This window comes from Pantoea sp. AS-PWVM4 (assembly GCF_000468095.1).
Taxonomy (GTDB): domain Bacteria; phylum Pseudomonadota; class Gammaproteobacteria; order Enterobacterales; family Enterobacteriaceae; genus Pantoea; species Pantoea phytobeneficialis.
In genome coordinates this window covers 128376-150282 of the sequence record NZ_ASZC01000019.1, presented here as the reverse complement: position 1 = coordinate 150282, position 21907 = coordinate 128376, and the positions used below count along the sequence as shown (strand labels likewise).

General features: G+C 54.6%; 20 protein-coding genes. 9 read left to right on the top strand and 11 right to left on the bottom strand.

The genetic code is table 11. The features are described 5' to 3' along the window. Positions 1–22 precede the first annotated feature (22 nt). Positions 23–922: a LysR family transcriptional regulator gene (locus L579_RS17875; RefSeq protein WP_021185590.1), complete on the bottom strand. Its 900-nt coding sequence runs from the start codon at positions 920–922 to the stop codon at positions 23–25. A 252-nt stretch (positions 923–1174) separates the two neighbouring features. On the opposite strand from L579_RS17875, the gene L579_RS17870 reads away from it, so the two are divergent. From L579_RS17870 to L579_RS17855, 4 genes are all read left to right on the top strand, one after another. Beyond that, complete coding sequence (locus tag L579_RS17870; RefSeq protein WP_036627292.1) at positions 1175–2404, top strand: MFS transporter; 1230 nt, start codon at positions 1175–1177, stop codon at positions 2402–2404. Positions 2405–2421: 17 nt separating this feature from the next. Continuing rightward, a complete protein-coding gene (locus L579_RS17865; protein ID WP_021185588.1) occupies positions 2422–3495 on the top strand; it encodes a sugar phosphate isomerase/epimerase family protein in 1074 nt (357 codons plus the stop codon). Further along, a complete protein-coding gene (locus L579_RS17860) occupies positions 3488–4636 on the top strand; it encodes a Gfo/Idh/MocA family protein (RefSeq protein ID WP_021185587.1) in 1149 nt (382 codons plus the stop codon). Before L579_RS17865 ends, L579_RS17860 begins: the two co-directional genes overlap by 8 nt. Positions 4637–4721: 85 nt before the next feature. After that, entirely contained in the window at positions 4722–5702 is a 981-nt protein-coding gene (locus L579_RS17855; RefSeq protein WP_036627362.1) for a LacI family DNA-binding transcriptional regulator, read from the top strand. Positions 5703–5706: 4 nt separating this feature from the next. Here L579_RS17855 and L579_RS17850 read toward each other — a convergent pair whose 3' ends face one another. Continuing rightward, complete coding sequence (locus tag L579_RS17850) at positions 5707–6552, bottom strand: sugar phosphate isomerase/epimerase family protein (RefSeq protein ID WP_369758293.1); 846 nt, start codon at positions 6550–6552, stop codon at positions 5707–5709. A gap of 311 nt (positions 6553–6863) precedes the next feature. On the opposite strand from L579_RS17850, the gene L579_RS17845 reads away from it, so the two are divergent. After that, complete coding sequence (locus L579_RS17845) at positions 6864–7073, top strand: DUF1471 domain-containing protein (RefSeq protein ID WP_021185584.1); 210 nt, start codon at positions 6864–6866, stop codon at positions 7071–7073. 274 nt (positions 7074–7347) lie between these two features. Next, positions 7348–7557: a hypothetical protein gene (locus L579_RS17840; RefSeq protein ID WP_021185583.1), complete on the top strand. Its 210-nt coding sequence runs from the start codon at positions 7348–7350 to the stop codon at positions 7555–7557. A gap of 106 nt (positions 7558–7663) precedes the next feature. On the opposite strand, the gene L579_RS17835 is transcribed toward L579_RS17840, so the two are convergent. From L579_RS17835 to L579_RS17825, 3 genes are all read right to left on the bottom strand, one after another. After that, entirely contained in the window at positions 7664–9196 is a 1533-nt protein-coding gene (locus tag L579_RS17835; protein ID WP_021185582.1) for a DUF1593 domain-containing protein, read from the bottom strand. A 103-nt stretch (positions 9197–9299) separates the two neighbouring features. Beyond that, on the bottom strand, positions 9300–10319 hold the full coding sequence (locus L579_RS17830) for an ROK family protein (protein ID WP_021185581.1): 1020 nt from the start codon (positions 10317–10319) through the stop codon (positions 9300–9302). Between the two features lie 66 nt (positions 10320–10385). Next, positions 10386–11930 carry a Fic family protein gene (locus L579_RS17825; protein ID WP_021185580.1) on the bottom strand — a complete coding sequence of 515 codons (1545 nt, stop codon included), beginning with the start codon at positions 11928–11930 and terminating at the stop codon, positions 10386–10388. A 287-nt stretch (positions 11931–12217) separates the two neighbouring features. Here L579_RS17825 and L579_RS17820 point away from each other — a divergent pair, with 287 nt between their 5' ends. After that, positions 12218–14674: a glycogen/starch/alpha-glucan phosphorylase gene (locus L579_RS17820; protein ID WP_021185578.1), complete on the top strand. Its 2457-nt coding sequence runs from the start codon at positions 12218–12220 to the stop codon at positions 14672–14674. 114 nt (positions 14675–14788) lie between these two features. Next, entirely contained in the window at positions 14789–15439 is a 651-nt protein-coding gene (locus L579_RS17815; RefSeq protein ID WP_021185577.1) for a GntR family transcriptional regulator, read from the top strand. 41 nt (positions 15440–15480) lie between these two features. Here L579_RS17815 and L579_RS17810 read toward each other — a convergent pair whose 3' ends face one another. Genes L579_RS17810 through L579_RS17785 form a run of 6 tightly spaced genes read right to left on the bottom strand, consistent with a single transcriptional unit; the run spans position 15481 to position 20929 of the window. Next, positions 15481–15699, bottom strand: coding sequence for an FmdB family zinc ribbon protein (locus L579_RS17810; protein WP_021185576.1), 219 nt, complete (start codon positions 15697–15699; stop codon positions 15481–15483). 9 nt (positions 15700–15708) lie between these two features. Further along, positions 15709–17133 carry a dihydropyrimidinase gene (hydA, locus tag L579_RS17805; RefSeq protein ID WP_021185575.1) on the bottom strand — a complete coding sequence of 475 codons (1425 nt, stop codon included), beginning with the start codon at positions 17131–17133 and terminating at the stop codon, positions 15709–15711. A gap of 18 nt (positions 17134–17151) precedes the next feature. Beyond that, positions 17152–18093, bottom strand: coding sequence for a dihydrodipicolinate synthase family protein (locus tag L579_RS17800; RefSeq protein ID WP_036627360.1), 942 nt, complete (start codon positions 18091–18093; stop codon positions 17152–17154). A 4-nt stretch (positions 18094–18097) separates the two neighbouring features. Further along, positions 18098–19246 (bottom strand): NAD(P)/FAD-dependent oxidoreductase, encoded by a 1149-nt coding sequence (locus tag L579_RS17795; protein WP_021185573.1) that lies wholly within the window; start codon positions 19244–19246, stop codon positions 18098–18100. Beyond that, complete coding sequence (locus L579_RS17790; protein WP_021185572.1) at positions 19243–20658, bottom strand: NAD(P)/FAD-dependent oxidoreductase; 1416 nt, start codon at positions 20656–20658, stop codon at positions 19243–19245. Before L579_RS17790 ends, L579_RS17795 begins: the two co-directional genes overlap by 4 nt. After that, positions 20645–20929, bottom strand: a complete 285-nt coding sequence (locus L579_RS17785; protein ID WP_021185571.1) for a (2Fe-2S)-binding protein — start codon at positions 20927–20929, stop codon at positions 20645–20647. The genes L579_RS17790 and L579_RS17785 overlap by 14 nt, the downstream gene beginning before the upstream one ends. A 158-nt stretch (positions 20930–21087) precedes the next feature. On the opposite strand from L579_RS17785, the gene L579_RS17780 reads away from it, so the two are divergent. Further along, positions 21088–21906 (top strand): transporter substrate-binding domain-containing protein, encoded by an 819-nt coding sequence (locus L579_RS17780; RefSeq protein ID WP_036627286.1) that lies wholly within the window; start codon positions 21088–21090, stop codon positions 21904–21906. Position 21907 lies beyond the last annotated feature (1 nt).

Below are 21907 nucleotides of genomic sequence, written 5' to 3'. Positions count from 1 at the left end.
TCCTCTGGCCTGATTTAACGGTTCATAACGCGGTGGAAAACAACAATTCTCGCAACCAGCGATGTCCCGGATCGCGATGGGTGCGCTCATGCCAGGCGACGGATTTGGTAAAGCCTGGGATATCCAATGGCGGTGCCACGATTTTCAACCCGGCGGTGTTCAATGCCAGCCTGCGCGGTACCACGCTGATTAAATCACTCACGCGCAGGATTTCCGGCAGAACCAGAAAACTGCACACCGAGAGCGTTACCCGGCGAGTACGTCCCAGTGCCGCCAGTGCTTCATCGGTGACACCATAAAAACTGCCTCCAACATACGACACCAACGCATGATCCTGGGAGCAGAACTCATCTAATGACAGGACGCCGGATTGTGCCAGTGGATGATCGGCGCGCAGCAGGCATACATAATCTTCCGCATATAGCGTTTTTGCGTGTAACTCGGGTGGGGTGGTTTCTGGGGTAATCAGCGCGACATCCACCGCGCCACGTTCAAACTGCATCGGCAATAGGTCGTTATTGACCGGGAGTACCGCCACACGGATGCCCGGTGCCTGCTGACGTAAGGCGGCCATAAACGGCACCACGACAGCGCGCAACGCATAATCTGTCGCGGCGACGTTGAGGGTCATCTCAGCGGTTGCCGGATCAAATTCACGCGGCTTCAGCAGCTCCCCAACTTCGGCAAGGATGTTTTTTACCGGCGTTGCCAGTTCAAGCGCACGCAAGGTGGGCACAATGCCACGCTGCGCGCGGGTGAATAACGGATCGTCAAAGCATTCACGTAACCGGGTAAGCATACCGCTGACGGCGGGCTGCGTCAGAGATAACCGCTCCGCAGCGCGCGTGACGCTGCGTTCATCCAACAGCGCGTCGAGTGCTTTCAACAGGTTGAGATCCAGATTTCTGATATCGGTTTTCATGTTATTCACCTGGCGGGTGAGAAAAGATATTGCGAAAAACTATATCACGGGAAACAAACTTCGGTTCTCGTTATTTCACCGTTGGATCTTCAACGTTCCACCGGCGGCATTGATGCCGACCGGGTCAGGTGCTGAAGTCGTCACTTCCCAATGTTTAAAAATGTGATCAACCTGCGATATATTTATTTTGTAATCGATTACTTTTCATTTCGTCGTGAATTGTAATCGATTACTTTTCTCTGTGAGGCTTATATGCTGTCTACAACACAAGATTCTGAAAACACAGCAGTCGCCCAGCGCATGCTGGTGCCACGCCTGTCATTGATGATGTTTCTGCAATTTTTTATCTGGGGAAGTTGGTCGGTCACCCTCGGATTGGTGATGACACAACACAATATGGCGTTACTGATTGGCGATGCGTTTTCCGCCGGACCGATTGCGTCGATTCTCTCCCCTTTCGTATTGGGGATGCTGGTGGACCGCTTCTTTCCGTCGCAGCGCGTGTTGGCGGTGATGCATCTGGCAGGGGCGGTGATTCTGTGGTTTGTCCCCCAGGCGATGATCGCCGAAAACGGCGCGCAGCTGATCGCGTTGTTGTTTGGTTACACGCTGTGCTACATGCCAACCCTGGCATTAACTAACAACATTGCTTTCCACAGCCTGGCGAGCAGTGAGAAGAGTTTTCCGGTGGTGCGCGTGTTTGGCACTATTGGTTGGATCGTCGCGGGTATTTTTATCGGTGTCACCGGCATTGCCGCCAGCACCACAATTTTCTCCGTGGCGGCGATTTGTTCGGTGATGCTGGCGGTTTATAGCCTGACGCTGCCGCACACCCCTGCGCCCGCTAAAGGTCTGCCGTTCAAAGTGCGGGATTTGTTCTGCGCTGACGCCTTTGCGCTGCTGAAAATTCGGCACTTCTTTATCTTTGCGTTGTGCGCCACGCTGATCTCGATTCCGCTCGGTACCTACTACGCCTATACCGCTTCCTGGTTATCTGACGCCGGGGTTGAGAATGTCAGCACCATCATGTCCTTCGGCCAGATGTCAGAAATCTTTTTCATGCTGGTGATCCCGTTGCTGTTCCGCCGACTGGGTGTGAAATACATGCTGTTGGTGGGGATGTGTGCCTGGTTCGTGCGTTATGCGTTGTTTGCCTTAGGGATGGGGGAAGAGGGACGTGCCTTGATCTGGCTTGGCATTCTGCTGCACGGCGTCTGTTACGACTTCTTCTTTGTGGTGGGTTTTATCTACACCGACCGCGTTGCTGGCGAAAAAGTGAAAGGCCAGGCGCAAAGCATGGTGGTGATGTTTACCTACGGTATCGGCATGCTGCTCGGCTCGCAAATTTCGGGTGCGCTGTATAACCACCTGGTCGCGGGTCAGGTATCGGCGCAAAGCTGGGCCCTGTTCTGGTGGATACCGGCGGTTGCCGCTGCCGTTATCGCTGTCATTTTCCTGTTTTCATTTAAATATCGTGATTGATGGTTTTGGAGGTGGTTGTGCAGACGTTAAAAGGTCCGGGTATTTTTCTGTCACAGTTTATTGGTGCCGGGGCACCTTACAACTCGCTGGAGGGATTGGCGCAGTGGGCTGCCGCGTTGGGGTACAAGGCGTTGCAGATCCCCTGTAATCATCCACACATTTTTGATCTCGAAAGGGCCGCGACCAGCCAGACCTATTGTGACGAGGTGATGGGTTCGCTGGCGCAATATGGTCTGGCGATCAGTGAATTATCCACCCACCTCGAGGGGCAGTTGATTGCCGTACATCCGGCACATGATGCGGCATTTGATGGTTTCGCCCCGCTGGCGGTACGTGGGAATGCGACCCAACGCACCGCATGGGCGACGGAGCAGGTGAAACGGGCCGCCGCTGCATCGGCCAGGCTGGGATTAACGGCACATGCCACGTTTTCGGGGGCGCTGGCGTGGCCCTATCTTTATCCCTGGCCGCCACATAACCCATTGTTGCTGGAGGAGGCGTTTGCTGAACTGGCACGTCGCTGGCGACCCGTGTTGGATGTCTTTGATCAGCATGGCGTGGATGTGTGCTATGAACTGCATCCTGGGGAAGATCTGCATGATGGCATCACGTTCGAGCGTTTTCTGGCGGCGGTGAATAACCACCCCCGTTGCAATATTCTGTTCGATCCCAGCCATCTACATCTGCAACATATTGATTATTTGCAATTTATCGATATCTACCATGCGCGCATCAAAGCCTTTCATGTGAAGGATGCTGAGTACTTACCTAACGGACGCAGCGGCGTATATGGCGGCTATCAACGCTGGATCGATCGCGCCGGACGTTTCCGCTCACCCGGCGATGGACAAATTAACTTCAAAGGCATTTTCAGCAAGCTGGCGCAGTACGACTACGACGGTTGGGCCGTGCTGGAGTGGGAATGCTGCCTGAAAGATGCCGATACCGGCGCGCGCGAGGGGGCAGAATTTATTCGTCAGCACATTATTCCGGTGGCAGATCGCGCGTTTGATGACTTTGCCGCAGGCAGTGACTCACGCGCCAGCGTTCGCGCTCAGCTTGGCCTGACGGGAGGTGTCGGAGATGATTAATGTTGGCATTATCGGTACCGGCTTTATCGGTCCGGCGCACATTGAAGCGCTGCGCCGACTCGGCAATGTTCAGGTGGTGGCGATTTGCGATAGCGACCAGGCGAGCGCTGAAGCGCGGGCGTCGCAGCTCAATGTTCCAAATGCGTATAGCGATGTCGCGGCGTTTTTACGCCATCCCGGTTTGCAGGCGGTCCATAACTGCACGCCGAATCATCTGCATGCGGCGATCAATCGCCAGATTATTCAGGCGGGTAAACATGTGTTTTCAGAGAAGCCGTTGTGCATGACGCTGGAAGAGGCGGCTGAACTGGTGCGACTGGCGGATGAAGCGGGCGTGGTACACGGCGTCAGTTTTGTTTACCGTCAGTTTGCCATGGTGCAACAGGCGGCCAGCATGTTGCGGCAGGGGGAGTTGGGCCGATTATTCGCGGCGCAGGGAAGTTATTTGCAGGATTGGATGCTGGAAGAAACCGATTATAACTGGCGTGTTGAGGCCGGGAAGGGAGGAGTGTCGCGCGCGGTAGCTGACATTGGTTCACACTGGTGCGACACCATTCAGTTCATTACCGGACGTAAAATCGTCGCGGTGCTGGCCGACCTGGCAATCGTCTGGCCGACACGCAAAGCCAATCTTAACGCGGTATCCACTTTCAGCGCCCGGCAGCAGCAAGCCTGCTATGAAGACCGTCCGGTGACTACCGAAGATATGGGATTCGTGCTGTTTCGCTTTGACGATGGCAGCAAGGGGTGTTTCAGCGTGTCGCAGGTTTCTGCCGGACGCAAAAATCGTCTCAACCTTGAGGTGAGCGGCAGTGCGGCCTCGCTGGCATGGGATCAGGAAACGCCGCAACAGTTGTGGCTGGGTTACCGGCACCAGGCTAACCGGGTGCTTTCGGACGATCCATCCCTGATGAATGCCGACGTTGCCGGGCGGGCACGCTTTCCGGGCGGCCATATTGAGGGCTGGCCGGACGCATTCCGCGCCATGATGCAACAGTTCTATGCGGCGGTGCAGCAGGGAGGGATGCCTGCGGGCGGTACGGCAACGTTTGCCACTTTTGCTGACGGCGCGCAGGTGATGGCGATTGTTGATGCCATTGTGCAAAGCCATCAGCAACAGCGCTGGATGACGGTTGCGTGATGACGCGTAAGCCCGGTCGATGCCGGGCTTACGTATTTATGGTAGCCTGCATGCCATCAGTTTCTCAGCAGGAAATATTGCCAACATGTCCATCCAAAAAATCGCCAGGCTGGCGGGCGTTTCCGTTGCCACGGTTTCGCGTGTGCTGAACAACAGCGACACCGTAAAGGAAAAAAATCGGGTAAAAGTCCTGGAGGCAATCAAAGCGAGCAACTATCAACCGAACCTGTTGGCGCGCCAGTTGCGTACATCACGCAGTTCCATGGTACTGGTTCTGGTTTCTGATATTTCCAATCCCTTTTGCGCTGAGTTGGTCAAAGGGATCGAGGAGCAGGCCGAGCAGAACGGCTACCGAATTTTACTGTGCAACTCAGGTTCAGATATCAATCGCTCACGCTCCAGCCTGCAACTGCTCTCCGGCAAAATTGTGGATGGGGTCATCACCATGGATGCCATCACCACCCTGCCTGAATTAACCGAATTGATTGGCACCACTCCCTGGGTGCAATGCGCCGAATATGCCGACGCCGGGAATGTTTCCTGTGTCGGCATCAGTGACATTGATGCTTCACGTCAACTGGTACGCTATCTGGCCGGGAAGGGCCGCCAGCGCATTGCACTGATTAATCACGATCTCAGCTACAAGTATGCCCAATTGCGTCAGCAGGGTTATCAGCAGGAACTGGCCTCGCTTCAACAGGATTGGCAGGCGATCACTTATGCCAGTGAACTGAGTTTTCATGCCGGTAAGCAGGCAATGGAAACGTTGTTGAAGCGCGAAACGCGACCGGATGCGGTGTTCGCCGTTTCCGATACGCTGGCAGCGGGGGCGATGTCAGCGATTGAGCAGGCCGGCCTGCGGGTGCCGCAGGATATCGCGGTGGCCGGTTTTGATGGCACGGAACTGGCGGAAATGGTTTCGCCGCCGCTCACCACCATCGTACAACCCTCACGCGATATTGGCCGTAAAGCCTTTACCCTGCTGCTGGCGAAGATCGAAAACCCGGACTCCCCGCCGGAGAGAGTCATTATGGACTGGCACCTGGAAGTACGTGCCAGCACCTGACAACTCAGTGCGGCAGTTTTTCCAACGCCGCACGCAGATTCTGATGTGAAGTGGTGATGATCTGCCACGGATCTTTTGGCAGGTCGTGTTCAACGATAAACCACTTCACGCCGCTGGCTTTGGCGGCGGGTAAAATGGTTTTCCAGTCGAGCAGACCGTCACCCAGCGGTGCAAAATTCATTTCATCATCACGCACCCCGATACCGGCGTTGTCTTTGGCGTGAAGGGCATAAATCCGCCCCGGATAGGCTTTCAGCAGGCGGGCAGGGTCCTGACCCCCGCGTGATACCCAGGCCGCATCCATTTCCAGCTTGAGGTTATCGCGTTGCGTATGGTTGAGGATGATCTCCAGAGCGGTGATGCCACCGTATTTTTTCATCTCAAAATTATGGTTGTGGTAGCCCAGTTGGATGCCATCCTTGCGTAATTTTGCCCCCAGCTTATCCAGCTTTTGTGCGTACTCAATCCAGCCTTGTTGGCTAGCCGGGCGGTCCTGCGGCTCAATCCACGGCACAATAATGGTGTGGTTGCCGATAGCCTTGTTAAACGCCACGGTGGGCTGGTAATCCTGCTCCAGTGCCGACAATTGCACATGCGCTGAGGTGACGGTGAGTTGATTGTTTTGCAGCAGCGATTTCATTTGTGCGGCATCTAATCCGTGCGTACCCACCAGTTCCACATGCTTAAAGCCCGCTTTATGCGCCATCGCAAACTGTTCAGCCGGGGTACCGACATTGCGCAGGGTGTACATTTGCAGCGCGATTTCATTTTCCACATCTGCCGCGCTGGCCTGCGGGATGGGAAGGACCAATGACGTCACCAGACCTGCCAAAACCATTAACTTTTTCATCATTTTTCATAACCTTATTTTTAAGTAATCGATTACAAAATACCTTAAAAGTAATCGATTACAATTGGCGAGAGGTGATTTTTTGGCCGGAAGGAGAAGAATATGAACCCCTTCGCAAAACGTTGATAAAGCGGTTGCTTTCCCCGGTTTATCAGCGCTTAAGAGGTGGCGGGATGGTATATCAATTATTCAATTTTTTTGAATTCTTTCAGCAAAACCCTCCGCTGTTACTCCTCCGGTTAGAGGTCTATTCTCTCTCACATCGGGGCACAACACCCCACCACATACCAATAATCTCTGAGGAAATGACCATGAAATCTATCAAAACTTTCGTTGTAGTTGCCGCCCTGTCACTGGTTTCTTTCGGTAGCTTTGCACAAAGCATCACTGCATCCGCCTCAACGCTGGATGGTGCAGAAGCGAAAATCGCGGCGCAGGCAAAACAGGCGGGTGCAGCGTATAAAATTACCGGTGCCCGCGTGGATAACGGTGCTTACCTGTCAGCTGAACTGATCAAATAATTGTTGCTGCCCGGCACAGGCCGCCCACAGGGCGGCCTTTTTTGTATCGGCAGTCAGGCTTCCATATCAGCCATTTCTGTGCCCCAATCACTTCCCACCTGATCACGCAGGGGACCCGGTTAGCAATTTCTTTATCTCTATGAAAATAGAACATATTTATTAACCGATGCTTACAGTTCTGCCGGGTGATCTGCAAAATTGTTCATCATCTGTTGTGATGAAAAGCGCTACGCTGTCAGGCCATATCTTATTAAATTCAGTGGACTAAATTTACATGCGTAAGCTTTCGATGCTGGTTGTCACGTTGGGCCTGCTATTATCCGCCACCACCCAGGTACAGGCAGCAGGGTGTCTGAAAGGTGCGGCTGCCGGCGCCGCGGTCGGGCACCTCAAGCATCATGCCATTATCGGCGCTGCGGTTGGCTGTGTGGTGGGCCATCATCTGGCGAATAAGAAGCAGGCAAACGCGGCAGAAAAACATTAATCAGATCCGTAGCGGCGCGATTTATCGCGCGTTTTTACCGACAGCGCGCACGGGAATGCGCGATAAATCGCGCCGCTACGTCGCCATGCATTTGGCAAAAGCGTTGTTACTCTGCTTTCACAATTATTCTACGGTACGAGGTGAGCGAAGGTGTTCCGCTATCGGTCACGGCCAGAATTACGTGCTCCGTACCCGGATTACGGATTGTTATCTCCGCCTGATTCCCGCTCTCTTTCGTTACCTGCAAAACTGGTGGAGCACTCAGATAGTCTTCACCACGCACACCCTGTACTTGTTTGATGTCGATCTGCTGGGAAATGGCCGAGGTCGCTTCAGGATAGGCGAACCATTGGTAGCTGAGTTTATCGCCGTCAGGATCTTGCGTTCCTTTGGCATCCAGGCGCAGGGTTTCGCCCACTTTGGCCTTGATAAACAGCGGTTGCTGGCCTGATGAACCATTTACCACCACCTGCGGATTATGGTTACTGTGCTGGAAGTCCTTGATGGTCCAGTCCATACGTGCCGCAAAATCGTGCTGGAAGGCTGCACGCCAGCGCCAGATAGTGGCCTGATTGGAGGTGTATTGTTGACCATCGGCCCCGGTCACCGTATCCGCGCCATTCGGGTTGCCGGGGAAAAAGTCACCGCCACTGGTCCAGATCGGATGCGGTTCGTTTTGCGGCGTACGTACGATGTAACGCCCACCCCAGCCGCCCCAGCCAGGGTTCATTTCGCTGGCAAGTCCGTTACGGATCAATCCGAGAAATGCGGGGGTATCCCCTTCCATGATAAAGGCGTATTGCAGATAACCTTTGCCCATCGGTCCTTTGCTGCGGATGTTCTTGTCCAGCCAGGATTGCGACACGGTGGTGAAATCTGCGCCTGGGGCATTGCGGTAATAACGGTCGCCGCTAATTCCGGTCCAGGTCGCGCGCGCATAATCCTCACCTTTTTGACTGGAAGGATCAACGATGTAAGTGATCTGCGGGTAATGGACGCGAATCCAGTGCCCGGCATCATCCTGATCCGAGATGGAATAGACGATCAGGTTTTTCGTCAGCGCCGTTACCTTATCTGCCGGATGGCTGGCTGACAGATCGGTCAATGCCTGTGCCAGCGTGTTAGCGCCGCCCCACAGATTGATATACAGCGGGCGTTTACTGTCCGTCGAGCGTTCAATGGCTTTGACCAGCAATGCCGAACCCGCAGTCGATTTCCCGGCACCGACATCGGCCATGCCGTAAGCGGCTTGTCCGGCGGCGATCAACGCTTTCAGCGTAGCCGCACTCGGGTAATCCGGTTTATGTTTCAGCAGGTTAGGTTGCACCTCGGCATAATGTCCCACTACCAATTCCATCATCTCCGGGCTGACTTTATTGCGCTGCCAGGTTGAGGTGGTGGCAACCAAACCTTCTATGTTCATTTCATTGCTGTACAGCAGAAAACGCGTGAGTGACATCTGGTCGTCGGGTTCGTTACCGATATCGGATAAGACGAACACTCGTGGTTTGGTCTGGAATGGCACCGTTTTTGCTGCGATATCCTGAACGGTGTCTGCCGCAAGGGCGTTGAAAGGCGCGATCAAAACCGCCGTCAGGGTAAGTACCGGCAGGGCTATGTTGTTGTTATGACGTTTCATCTGTTTCCTGTGGGTTTGCCATTTAAAGATGGGCTTCCAACTTAGTTAACCAAGGAAACAAAGTAAAAAAAACGTTGGCGGAATGATGTTCAGATCACAAAAATCAGCCAATCAACGGAGTTATGGCATCCGAACTCAGTCGGACTAATCCTTTCATGCTGTAAAAGCGCTGCGTTTTGATGTAGCGAAGTTGCAGGGTATTGATATGCGGGCTGGGGTGGCTGGCCAAGCGTGCGACGATATGCGGGATAAAGTCGGCAGGCACGTCATCAAAGAACTCACCGGTCAGAACCACCTGCTTAATATTGTGTACCGGGGCCGTGCAGTGAATGGCAAAAAGCAGCGCGTCGATGCTGGAGGAAACCTGTTGATCATCGGGTTCACCGTTGAAAGAAAACGCTTTTTCTAGCCCTCCCGGATAAGGGAGATGCACAATTTCGGGATAGAAACCGTTATCGCCAAACACCGGTTTACCGTTGATATAGTAGCCAAAGCCGAGGCTACCCAATCCGGGCATCAACGCGATCCACGATCCCTTCAGCATCCCCGTTTTTGCCAGCATATAGCTGGAGCACCAGGCAATATTTACCACCGCAACACTCAACGCCGTCGCCAGCATCAGTTGCGCTTTAAGCGGGATATCACGCTCAACAAACGCCGGGCACCATTTGACCACACCGGTATCCTGCTCAATGCCGCCCTGTAGGGCGATGCCAACGTGTTTCAGACGTCCGGCTTCAATACCGGCGACCCGGCACAGACGGATTACTAACCCTTGCACGGTTTCAATAAATAATGTCAGCGTGACCGGAGCGCTAAATGTCATGGTTTCCGCAGCCAGAGCCATCTCGCCCGTGTGATAATCATTGATGGTTGCTTCCACCGTCAGCTCCCGCACCATGATATTGAGGCTGAAGTATTGACGTTTGCGCACTGCCAGTAGTGTTCTGGGTCGTCCACCGCCCGAACTCAGTTGTTCCGTCTGCTCAATGACACCTTCTGCCAGCAAGGCATTGGTGAGTTTGGTGATGTAGGGACGTGTGACTTCAAGCTGCTCTGCCAGCGAAATACGCGATTCGGGAGCGCTGTGCAACATATTCAGCAGTTCATGCCTGAAGTTCATAAGTTCCTCATAAAATGCAGTTGGCTATTGAAGCGATCACTGTACGTTAAGGGCCATGTTTACACCTCACTCGCCATTACTGGCAGAATTCCCTTCTTCAAAGGCCGAGCGAACTGCATTGATAATCCTTTCCGATCGGCCAGCATCTGCCAGGACGGGATATTGCTTTTGCAATTTGCCGGAAACCTGCCAACCGTTCTCTTTGAGCGAGCGAATAATACGGTTTGCATCCTGGTCCGGCATTTCCAGGATTTCTTTAAGCCTCTCCTGGGCTTGCTGGAAAATCACCAGCACTCTGGCTTCATCCGCCATTTCTTTGCGTACGGTGTGTTGTACGACGCGTGCGATATACAGGACGTGTTCAGTTAAATCCGGATAACGCCAGGCGAAGCGTGCATCTTCATAATCATCAAAATAGAAGTTACTGGGAGTGCCATCCTGATAAGTGACTAATTCACCAAATCGATATGATGCCGCATAGCGTTGCATAAACCGCTGTGAAAAGACGTCAAGTGTACGATCATATCCGGCGCGGAAATCCAGCGAGCTGGTAATGGTAGCGGATACTGGCAGGATCACGCCCTCGGGGATAGCCTTATCACGTATTAGCGTATCATTAATGAGAAACCGATGAATTCGACCGTTACCATCGCGCATGGGATGGATATAAACAAAGCCGAATGCCAGAACTGCCGCGCGGGCCAACGGCTCAGCGCCACGCGTTGCTTCGTCGAAGGCATTAAGTCCTGTCATGAACTGTGGTACATCTTCAAACTGCGGAGCAACATAATGCACAATATCTTCACGCATCGTTGCCTGGCCAACAAAAACGGGTGAGCGACGCAGGCCAAGCCCAATAGCATCATGACCCAGGATCCCTTTTTGCAGGGTATGTAAACTGGCATCACTCAGGGGAGCGTTAATACGACCACAGTATTGAGCGATAACATGGGCAAAACGCTGGATACGATCGGCCTGATCGGCTTCCTTTTCAATCAGAAAGCTGGCCCGTGACTCTTTAAATGTTAACCAGCTGGCGGTGCGCAGCAGAATGTCGGCACCAAATGCGTTATCCAGCTCTTTCAGCGCACTGCTCAGATCAAACTGCAATGCCTCCTGGACCGTTGCTGTGCGACGCACCAGAGGACAGAATACGGAAGTTCCCGGCAGATTATTATTGATCCTCCAACGCTGCACCCGTTGAACTGCTGTCCGGGTGAGATAATGCTTTGGCGAGATCACATCGACATAGCGACTATTGCTGACATCTGGCACATCCAGCCGTTGCCCGGTAAGCCATTCATACAGGAATCCAGTACGCCTGGCATACTGGCCAAAAGGCTCCTGTCGGCACCAGGCTTCAATTGGCTCAGGACCGACGACTGCAAACAGACGGGCAAAAAATTCCAGATGGATCTCTTCATACTTCAAACCGAATTCGAAGTGACCTGCGAAGTCATCGACAGGCTGGTAACTCGGCGGATATCGGTTCTCTATATAACCACTACGCTCATGGCTGGTACGAACGGTTCCAATAAATGACTCAACACGCAGAGGTTGTGCCAATTCGATGTCATACTTTTCGGCGAGAACCACTAAACCTATACGCATTGCCCAAATCCCCTAACAACACCGCGAAAACGATAACGATATCTCAATTTAGCGCGAAAAGGGTAACGGGAAAAAAAATTCACTAACAAAAGTGGCTATTTCAACGAAAACGTTAACACTCCGGTGAGTTCATGATGCACTCATTATCCCGCATTCTGGTCCAACGCTTCGGTTGCCTCCCTTCAGGTTGTTGACTAAGGTGATTATTAACATCGCTACCCAGCTGGATGCCGTTCACCAACAAGGCATCTGGGGTGCTGATGTGTATGCCAACGCGAGGCAAAAACATGCAAGACGCCACCCCAACTCCCGCCACAGACCCTGATTTTCAAAACGATGTTGTCCGAAACCTGATTTGCCGCCAGGCGCGCTATCCGGATATCGCCACGCCGCAGGACTGGTATATGGCGCTGGCTTTCACCGTCAAAGATCGCATGCTGGAAAGCTGGGCAGCGTCGACCAAAACCTATGCGGAACATCATGTGAAGGTTGCCTGTTACTTGTCGGCAGAGTTTCTCATCGGGCCACAGCTTGGCTGTAACCTGTTGAGTCTCGGCCTTGAAGATGAGGCACGAGCAGCGATGCGTGCGCTCGGACAAGATCTTGATGCGTTGCTGGCGCTGGAGGAGGAGCCGGGGTTGGGTAACGGTGGTTTGGGTCGGCTGGCGGCGTGTTATCTTGATTCGCTGGCGACGCTGGAGATTCCGGCCATCGGCTACGGTATTCGCTACGAGTTTGGCATTTTCGATCAGGATATCGTCGATGGCTGGCAGGTTGAGCGTACTGACAAATGGCTGAAAATGGGCACGCCGTGGGAAATTGTTCGGCCGGACGTTAGCTTTTACGTTTGCTTTGGCGGGTACACGCAAATGCAAACCGATGCCCAGGATCGGTTGCGTGTGCAATGGATACCGGCCCGTCAGGTAAAAGGCGTGGCATACGATGTGCCGATCCAGGGATATCGCGTCGATACCTGCAATCTGTTGCGGCTGTGGAAGAGTGAAGCAGTCGAGTCTTTTGATTTTGAGGACTTCAACGCCGGTGATTATTATCAGGCGGTGGAGGAGAAAGTCGTTTCGGAAACCCTGTCAAAAGTACTTTATCCCAATGACGAACCGGATGTGGGTAAACGGCTACGCCTTGCCCAGCAATACTTTTTTGTTTCCTGCTCGTTGCAGGACATGCTGCGGCTGATGGATATCAGCCATACACCCGTTGCTCATTTTGCTGAGCGTTTAGCTGTGCAGTTGAACGATACGCATCCCTCAATCGCCGTGGCTGAACTGATGCGCCTGCTGGTGGATGAACGCCAGATGGCATGGGATGACGCCTGGTCAATCACCCTGAATACCTTCGCCTATACCAATCACACCTTACTGCCCGAGGCGCTGGAGACCTGGGGCTTGCCGTTAATGCAAAATCTGCTGCCCCGGCTGTTGGAAATCATCTATGAAATCAACCGACGCTTTCTGGAAGAGGTGCGTAACGCTTTTCCTGGTGATGAGGCACGCGTCGTACGGATGTCATTGATCGATGAACAGGGCGAGAAAAAAGTGCGGATGGCCCATCTGGCCTCGGTGGGCAGCCATGCGGTTAACGGCGTGGCTGCGCTGCATTCTGAACTGCTCCGGCAAACGGTGCTGCGTGATTTTGCCGACATGTATCCGAAGCGATTTCTTAATGTCACCAATGGGGTGACGCCACGGCGCTTTCTGATGCTGAGTAATCCCGGTCTGGCGAGTTTGCTTGATGAAACCCTGGGTGCTGGCTGGCGCAGTGACCTGACCCGGCTTGAAGCGCTGAGTGACTATGCTGATGACGTCGCCTTTCAGCAGGACTGGCGCGCCATTCGCCTCAACAACAAGGCGGCGCTGGCTGGACGTATCAGCCAATTAGTCGGCGTCAGGATTGCGCCTGAGATGATGTTCGATATTCAGGTGAAACGTATTCATGAGTACAAGCGCCAACACCTTAATGCGCTGTATATGATCTGTCTGTATCGTCGTTTAGTTCGCCATCCTGACCAGCAAGCAGCTCCGCGCTGTTTTATCTTCGGCGGGAAAGCGGCACCAGGTTATTGGATGGCAAAATTGATGATTCGCCTGATTACCGGTATTGCCGAAGTCGTCAATCGTGACCCGGTGATAGGAGGACGGATGAAGGTGGTGTTTTATCCGGACTTTAATGTTAAGAACGGCCATTTAATCTATCCGGCAGCAGATCTGTCCGAGCAGATTTCAACCGCAGGCAAAGAAGCCTCAGGAACCGGCAACATGAAGTTCATGATGAATGGCGCGTTGACTATCGGCACGCTGGATGGTGCTAATGTGGAAATTCGGCAGCAGGTGGGTGGGGATAATTTTTTCGTTTTTGGTATGACCGCACAACAGGTGGAGGCGCTGAAACGCACCGGGTATCGTCCTGGGGATTATGTCCAGGTCAATGATGAGCTGCGTGATGCGATCGATCAGATCGCCGCAGGGCGATTCTCACGCGGGGACAAAGCGTTGTTCGCCCCTCTGCTCGATAATTTGCTAAATTATGACCCGTTTTTGGTACTGGCTGATTATGCCGACTATGCAGCCTGTCAGGAGCGTGTCAGTGAGGCATGGCAGGATCAGCGCCATTGGACGCAAATGTCAGTACTCAACTGTGCCCGTTCCGGTATCTTTTCTTCAGACCGCGCCATCGGCGAATATTGTCAGCATATCTGGCAAACGCAAAAACCGGCACCACGTTTGTAACGCCAGGCAAGATAAATCGCCGGGCAGGCCGTGCTAATTCTCAGACTTTACTCCTTTTTTCAATCGTACACGTATTGTATACTTTCCAGTAAATGTCTTAATGGTGAGTAGCAAGTGACCTCAGTAAAACAAGCCTCAGCAGAGAAGTTAGGTGAACTGGCCTATCAGACACTGCGCCGTATGATCCTGGAGAAAACCCTGCGTAGTGGTGGGGCGGTGGTTGAAGGGCGACTGGTTGAAGAACTCAATATTTCCCGTACGCCATTGCGTGAAGCGTTGTTGCGGCTCGAAGGTGAGGGATTGCTGGTCAGGTCGAGCGCCCGTTCATATTCCGTGCGCTTTATCAGCGCTCAGGAATATTTTCAGATCATGAAAGTGCGTGAGCTGCTGGAAACCGAAGCCATTGCGTTGTCCATCAACAAGATAGAACCTGATGTGATTAATCAGCTTGCTGACCAGGTGCAGTCCCTGTCGCCGGGCCAACCGGAACAAGCCTACTGGGATGTTGACGATACCGTGCACACGCTGTTCGCGCAGCACTCGGGTAATGCGGTGCTGGCGCGGATGATTGAGCAGGCGCGCACCCAGAGTCGAATGTTCGAGTTGATCACGCCATTCAACCGCATCGAAGAAGATCGTGAAGAACATCTGGCGATTCTCAATGCGTGGAAAAGTGGCGATGCCGCGGCGGCCAGCCAGGCGGTGAGAACGCATATCAGAAACCTGTCAGCCTTTGTGTTGAAACGGATCACCGAAGGCAATTAATCGCCGCAAGGGTATGCGTCAACCGCATACCCTTCAGCCACTTACTTAATGACGCCGGGACAGCAGGGGCATCCCTCAACATGCAACGGGTTGCGCACCTCCGCGCCCGGTTTGCTGCGCAGCAACACCGGTTGAAAACTGACCTTCCGTTCGGCGTTTTTCTGGCAGATCGGGCAGGGCGCGGGTTCATCGCGCGCCGCCACAGAACGGCGCAACTCAAATGCGCCGCAGTCTGAACAGAGATAATCATAGTAAGGCATTGCGCTCTCCTACCATTTACCCACTTCACCACGCGGGATAAAGCGTCCCTGGCCGGTTTTGCCTACCCATTGGTCATTACTCACCAGCAGCTCGCCGCGCAGCAGCACTTTCTTCACTTTGCCCTGCACCTGATGCCCTTCAAACAGCGTGAAATCCACATCGCTGTGTTGTGTTGCAGCGCTGATGGTGTGTTTTTCGTTGGGATCAAAGATGACGATATCGGCATCGCTACCCACCGCGATGGTGCCCTTTTGCGGGAACAGACCGAACAGCTTGGCCGGGGCGGTGGACATCAGCTCGACAAAGCGATTAAGCGAAATACGGCCACTGCGCACGCCGCCGTCATACACCACCGTCATACGGGTTTCGACGCCGGGCACGCCGTTAGGAATTTTGGAGAAATCGTTGGCACCCAGCGGTTTCTGATTAATTTTCCCTAAATGGCCTTCCTTCATGCAGTACGGGCAATGGTCGGTAGAAATCAGTTGCAGGTCATCGGTTTTCAGCGCCGTCCACAGCGCGTTTTGCGCTTCTTTCGAACGCAGCGGCGGGCTCATCACGAAGCGTGCGCCATCAAAGCTGTCGGATTCGTCGCTGTCAGCGTAAGACGACTCATCAAAGAACAGATAATGCGGGCAGGTTTCGGCGAATACCGGGATGCCGAGGTCGCGCGCTTCCACCACATGTTTCAACGCTTCTTTTGCCGAAAGATGGACAAAGTAGACCGGCGCCTCCGCCAGTTCCGCCAGCTTAATGCCGCGATGGGTCGCTTCCCCTTCCAGCAGTGCGGGGCGTGTCAGGGCATGATGGCGTGGCGAGGTGTGTCCCTGTGCCAGCGCTTCCTGAATCAGCAATTCGACGATGGTGCCGTTTTCTGCGTGCAGTGCCACCATGCCGCCATGCTGGCCGACCATGCGCATCGCCTGGAAAATGGCCGCATCATCGGACATCACCGTGCCGGGATACGCCATAAACATCTTGAAGCTGGAAACGCCTTCATGACGGATGGCGTAGCGCATATCCTCCAGTACCTGCTTATCCACCTCGGTGATAATGACGTGAAAGCCATAATCGATGCTGGCGACGTTATCCGCTTTGGATTGCGCGCGCTCGATGGCCTGCAACGGGCTGGTGCCGTGATTCTGCAAGGCAAAATCGATAATGGTGGTGGTGCCACCATAGGCTGCCGAACGGGTGCCCGATTTAAAGTTATCTGCGGTCACTGACGGGCCAAAGGTGTTTTCCATATGGGTATGGCAATCAACCCCACCGGGGAACAGCAGCATGCCACTGGCTTCAATCACCTGGCAGTTAGCGCCAGGTTGCAGATTCAGTCCGATACTGACGATTTTTTCATTCTCGATCAGAATGTCGGCGTGATAATCGTCCACCGCCGTGATAATCCGCCCACCGCGAATCAGGGTACTGGTCATGTTAGTCTCCGCTTGTACTTAAGGGGTAGCCGTAAAGGATTGTGCAAAGGTCAGCGCTGTCGCTAACCGCTGGCGCTGCGCGTCATCGACGGCGGGCACTGGCGGGCGCGGCATGGCGTGAGGAAGATGCCCGGCAAGATGCAGACAGGCTTTTAAGCGCGCATTGGCATGGGTGCCCGGCCAGGTGCCGTAGATCTCCTTCGCCAGCGGATAAATAAATTGATGCAGGCGCTGCGCTTCAGCGAGGTTTTGCTGCTGCATCGCGTCGTACAACGCCACCACCAATTCGGGCACCACCGCCGCCAGACTCACCAGGCTGCCATCGGTGCCGAGGGCAAAGCAGGTCAGCAGATGCTCGTCACCGGAGGCCATCACCGCCACATGCGGTGCAACTTCACGGACCAATCGCAGGTTCGCCTCATAGGTGGCGGTTTCCCAGCTACCTTCCTTCACCGCGACCACGTTGGGCAGGCAGACCAGTTGCTGAAGCAACGCCGGGGGATACGCCATACCACCGCTGTTCACGCCGGACTGATACAACATCATCGGTAACGCGGCGTTGGCATTGGCGATACGGTGGTGATTCAGCACCGTTTTCTCGTCGGTGGAGAGCGTCCAGGAGTAGGGTGGGAACAGCAGAATGGCATCAGCACCGGCGGCTTTCGCATCGTCAGCCTGCGCCTGTGCATCAAAACTGTCCTCGGCGTTAAGACCGGCCACCAGCAGCGTTTCCGGCGGGCACACCTGGCGCGCCAGGGTTACCACGCGACGTTTTTCCTCACGCGAGAGCGCGAAGTTCTCACCGGCATGGCCGTTGATGAGCAACCCGCGAATCCCTGGCACCTGCGAAACCTGGCGCAAATGCGCAATCAGGCTCGCTTCGTCGATGTATCTGCCACTTTCGTCCATCGGACAAACAGTCGCCGCATACACACCCTGGTAATGGTGTAACTCTTTCATTTTATTATTGGCCTCTGGATAAGGATGCGACTGCGTGGTCATCAGTGGGCAGCAGTCGTGATGGATCAAAAAGCGGCATTTCGGGTTGCTGGCCCAGGATCTGCTGCGCCAGCAGCTTGCCCATATACGGCCCGCTGGTATAACCGGAGTGGACGCAGCCAATCACGAAAAGATCCGGGTGTTGTGCCAGTGGCCCAATCATCGGCATCGCGTCGGCGGTTTCCGACTCCAGACCCAGCCAGATGCGTGCAACACGGGCAGACGCCAGTGCCGGAACGGCATGCTGACCCAGCCGCAGGTTGCCGATCAGGTTTTCGGGGATGGTTTCCCGGCCGCCCAGCTCACGCGACCCGATGCCCTGCCAGCCGCCGCCAATCACCACGGTGCCGTTGGCAAACTGCTTCATGGATAACAAACCATTGGCGATGCTGAGTACGGAACGCATCACGGTTGGCATTCTTTCGGTGACGATTAACTGGTTAATCAATGTCTTAACCGGGATATGGATGCCGATCATCGCCAGCATCGGCTCCAGCCAGACACCGCCCGCCAGCACCAGACGGGTGGCCTCGATGGATTGGCTACGATCCTCGGTTGAGACGCGATAACCGGCGTTTTGCCGCTCGATATGGCCGACGGAAAATTGTTCGATGATGGTTACACCGGCTTCACGCAGCGCGGCATAGAAGGCTCGGCCTGTCAGGTAGGCGCTGGCAAAGCCATCGATCTCACAGAATGCCGCCGCTTTGATGGAGCCGTTGATGCCCGGATCAACCTTCATCGCCGCCTGCGGTGAAATCACCGAAATATCGGCACCATACTCACGCCGGGCTGCCGCGCGCTCTTCCAGCATCATTACTTCGGCATCGGTAAAGGCGAGAGACAAACCAGGTGCATGGGTTGCCAGCACCCCCTGGCCGAGCCAGGTTTCCGGCCGCATCCACATCTCCCACGCTTTCATGGCGTAGGGCACCAGCGCGGCGCGGGTCATATGCAGCGTGAGTGTCCCGGCATTGACGCCGGAGGCACTGCGACAGAGGGCATTGCGTTCCACCACCACCACACGCATCCCGGCTTTCGCCAGGAACAGCGCGGTGGAGCAGCCCATCACGCCGCCGCCAATGATGCACACATCAAAGCGTGTTGAAGTCACAGTGGGGCCGCCTTAGGAATCGGGATATCCGCATAGTCATAGTCGCCGGTCATATCGCTGATGGTGAGCGGGCGCAGCGGAGTGCGGGGCGAGAAAATCCCCACCGCCTCGCGCGACACCCCCAGCTTGGTTGCCAGCAGTTCGGCGGCGATATCGCCGCAGGTGCGTCCCTGGCAGGGACCCATACCGCAGCGCGTCCAGGCCTTCAGTTGGTTAACATCATGCGCGCCGGCTTCGCAGGCTTGTTCGATCTCGGCGCGCGTGACGTCTTCGCAACGACACACCACGGTGTGCGGCGGGATACTGTCAACATGGCCTTCACGCAGCGCCATCATCGCGGCCATCTTCTGCCCGAAGCGGGCGGCGTGCTGCCAGGCTTTGCTGAGGTTTTCAGCTTCCGGTTCTGGCACGGTTTTGCCCTGAATGATGGCGACACAAGCCAGTCCGACGCGTTTGCCTTGTTCCATTGCCGCAGCGGCACCACGAATACCGGCACCGTCACCGGCAACAAACAACCGTTCACGGCTGGTCTGGCCGTTTTCATCGGTTTCGGCAATCCAGCCGCCGGCCTCGCGGGAGTATTGATGTCTGGCATGGAGCAGACGCGTGATGTCGGAGGAGGGGGTCAGACCGTGGCCGACGGCAACACAATCCACCAGAATTTTTTTCGTTTTACCGGCGACAGGTCGTGCCGCTGCGTCACAGGGTGCGATTTCAGCCAGCAACTGGTCGCCCTGCGCGCTGACCTTCACCAGCGTATGACGTGAATACAGCGGGGTTCTGGCGCGCAGAATCGGCAGACCATACGTCAGACTTTGCTTGAAAATCGCCGGACGGCTGAGCAGCGCCGAAGCGGTGCCAAGCCATTCGCCGCGTGAAGCAATGTCAACAATCGCTTTCACGTCACCGCCTGCTTTCAGGGTATTTCCCGCCACCGCCACCAACAGAGGGCCACATCCCGCCACCAGGGTGGTTTTCCCCGGCAGGGTACGCTGCGATTTAAGCAGAATAGTGGCGGCAGCCAGCCCGATCACACCCGGTAAAGTCCAGCCTTCAAACGGGACCACGCGCTCGGTGGTGCCGGTCGCCACCAGCAGCACCGTGGTGGTGCAGGCGATGGAACCGTCCGGCCCAAGGGCATCGACACGATAATCGCCGGTCACCGCCCACACGACATGCCCCAAAAAGAGGCGCACCTTGCTCCGCGATAAGGCATCGCGCAAGGTTTCTCCGGCCCTGAATTCAGCGCCATCCATTTTTGCATCGGGCATGATCGGCGCGCGATACACCTGTCCACCGGCCGCCGCGTTTTCGTCGAACAACGCAACCCGCAGTCCTTGCGCTGAAGCCATCAGTGCCGCTGAAACCCCTGCCGGACCGGCACCCAGGACGATCAGATCATAATGATTCATAAGGATCGCTATCCGAAACAGAGTGAACAACCAGATCGGCGCTGGCCTCAGTTTTGCAAGCTAATACCCGCTTACCCTCCACCATGACCAGGCACTCCTGACACGAACCCATCAGGCAAAACATGCCGCGGGGCTGATGTTGATGGGGACTGAAGCGTAACGTTTTGACGCCGCTGGAAAAAAGTGCGGCGGCAATGCTTTGGCCCGGTAATGCCATATATCCCTGATTGTCAAAAACGAAACGGACGTTTTTCCCTGAAGTGTGCTGCATAACGTCTCCCTTTTTGGTCGACAACTGCTCATTGAGACTTGACAAGATGGAAGGCATGGTATCGTATACCAATCGTATATGTAAAGCATACGAAGTTTATATCGTTGGTCATTTGCCAACACCAGGGTAAGCAATCAGACGACACCGGGAGTTAAATAATGAGTAAAATTAGTATGTTAGGAAAGCTGGTTATCGCAGGCTGTATCGCCAGCTCGCTGTTGGGTGCCACAACGGCCAACGCCAGATCGCTGGATGAGATCATGAAATCGAAAACGCTGATCGTCGGCGTGAACCCGAATCTTCCACCGCTCGGGGTGTATGACGATAAAAATCAGATCTCTGGTTTTGATGCGACAGTGGCGAAGAAAATTGCCGATTCTATGGGCGTGAAACTGGAGCTGGTGGCGGTGGGTTCGAATGACCGCGTGCCGTTTATCATGTCGGACAAAATTGATGCGGTGATGGGCGGAATGACCCGTAACGACGATCGCATGAAGGTGGTGGATTTCACCGATCCGGTTAACACCGAAGTGCTGGGCATCCTCACCACTGATAAAAAACCGTACAAAAAATGGCAGGACCTGAATGACCCGTCAGTAAAACTGGTGCAGGTGCGCGGCACCACGCCAATCAAATATATTCAGGACAACATTCCTAAAGCTCAGCTGTTGATCCTCGATAACTACCCGGATGCGGTGCGCGCCATTGCGCAGGGCCGCGCTGATGCGCTGATCGACGTGCTCGATTTCATGCTGGATTACACCAAAAAATATCCTACCAAGTGGCATGTGGTGGATGACCCGATCGAAGTGGATTACGACTGTATCGCCGTCAGCAAAGGCAACACCGCGCTGCGTGAGAAGTTAAATACCGAGATCGCCGCGCTGCATAAATCAGGCTTTATCGGCAGCAGCTGGAAGAAATGGTTTGGTCACGCCATGTTGCATGACCCAACTGCCTCGCCGACGAAATACTGAG

What these genes read in the sequence shown, in the direction of transcription:
- L579_RS17875 (WP_021185590.1), bottom strand. Translation starts at nt 922, where the DNA reads ATGAAAACCGATATCAGAAATCTGGATCTCAACCTGTTGAAAGCACTC.
- L579_RS17870 (WP_036627292.1), top strand. Translation starts at nt 1,175, where the DNA reads ATGCTGTCTACAACACAAGATTCTGAAAACACAGCAGTCGCCCAGCGC.
- L579_RS17860 (WP_021185587.1), top strand. Translation starts at nt 3,488, where the DNA reads ATGATTAATGTTGGCATTATCGGTACCGGCTTTATCGGTCCGGCGCAC.
- L579_RS17855 (WP_036627362.1), top strand. Translation starts at nt 4,722, where the DNA reads ATGTCCATCCAAAAAATCGCCAGGCTGGCGGGCGTTTCCGTTGCCACG.
- L579_RS17850 (WP_369758293.1), bottom strand. Translation starts at nt 6,552, where the DNA reads ATGAAAAAGTTAATGGTTTTGGCAGGTCTGGTGACGTCATTGGTCCTT.
- L579_RS17845 (WP_021185584.1), top strand. Translation starts at nt 6,864, where the DNA reads ATGAAATCTATCAAAACTTTCGTTGTAGTTGCCGCCCTGTCACTGGTT.
- L579_RS17840 (WP_021185583.1), top strand. Translation starts at nt 7,348, where the DNA reads ATGCGTAAGCTTTCGATGCTGGTTGTCACGTTGGGCCTGCTATTATCC.
- L579_RS17835 (WP_021185582.1), bottom strand. Translation starts at nt 9,196, where the DNA reads ATGAAACGTCATAACAACAACATAGCCCTGCCGGTACTTACCCTGACG.
- L579_RS17830 (WP_021185581.1), bottom strand. Translation starts at nt 10,319, where the DNA reads ATGAACTTCAGGCATGAACTGCTGAATATGTTGCACAGCGCTCCCGAA.
- L579_RS17825 (WP_021185580.1), bottom strand. Translation starts at nt 11,930, where the DNA reads ATGCGTATAGGTTTAGTGGTTCTCGCCGAAAAGTATGACATCGAATTG.
- L579_RS17820 (WP_021185578.1), top strand. Translation starts at nt 12,218, where the DNA reads ATGCAAGACGCCACCCCAACTCCCGCCACAGACCCTGATTTTCAAAAC.
- L579_RS17810 (WP_021185576.1), bottom strand. Translation starts at nt 15,699, where the DNA reads ATGCCTTACTATGATTATCTCTGTTCAGACTGCGGCGCATTTGAGTTG.
- hydA (WP_021185575.1), bottom strand. Translation starts at nt 17,133, where the DNA reads ATGACCAGTACCCTGATTCGCGGTGGGCGGATTATCACGGCGGTGGAC.
- L579_RS17800 (WP_036627360.1), bottom strand. Translation starts at nt 18,093, where the DNA reads ATGAAAGAGTTACACCATTACCAGGGTGTGTATGCGGCGACTGTTTGT.
- L579_RS17790 (WP_021185572.1), bottom strand. Translation starts at nt 20,658, where the DNA reads ATGAATCATTATGATCTGATCGTCCTGGGTGCCGGTCCGGCAGGGGTT.
- L579_RS17785 (WP_021185571.1), bottom strand. Translation starts at nt 20,929, where the DNA reads ATGCAGCACACTTCAGGGAAAAACGTCCGTTTCGTTTTTGACAATCAG.
- L579_RS17780 (WP_036627286.1), top strand. Translation starts at nt 21,088, where the DNA reads ATGAGTAAAATTAGTATGTTAGGAAAGCTGGTTATCGCAGGCTGTATC.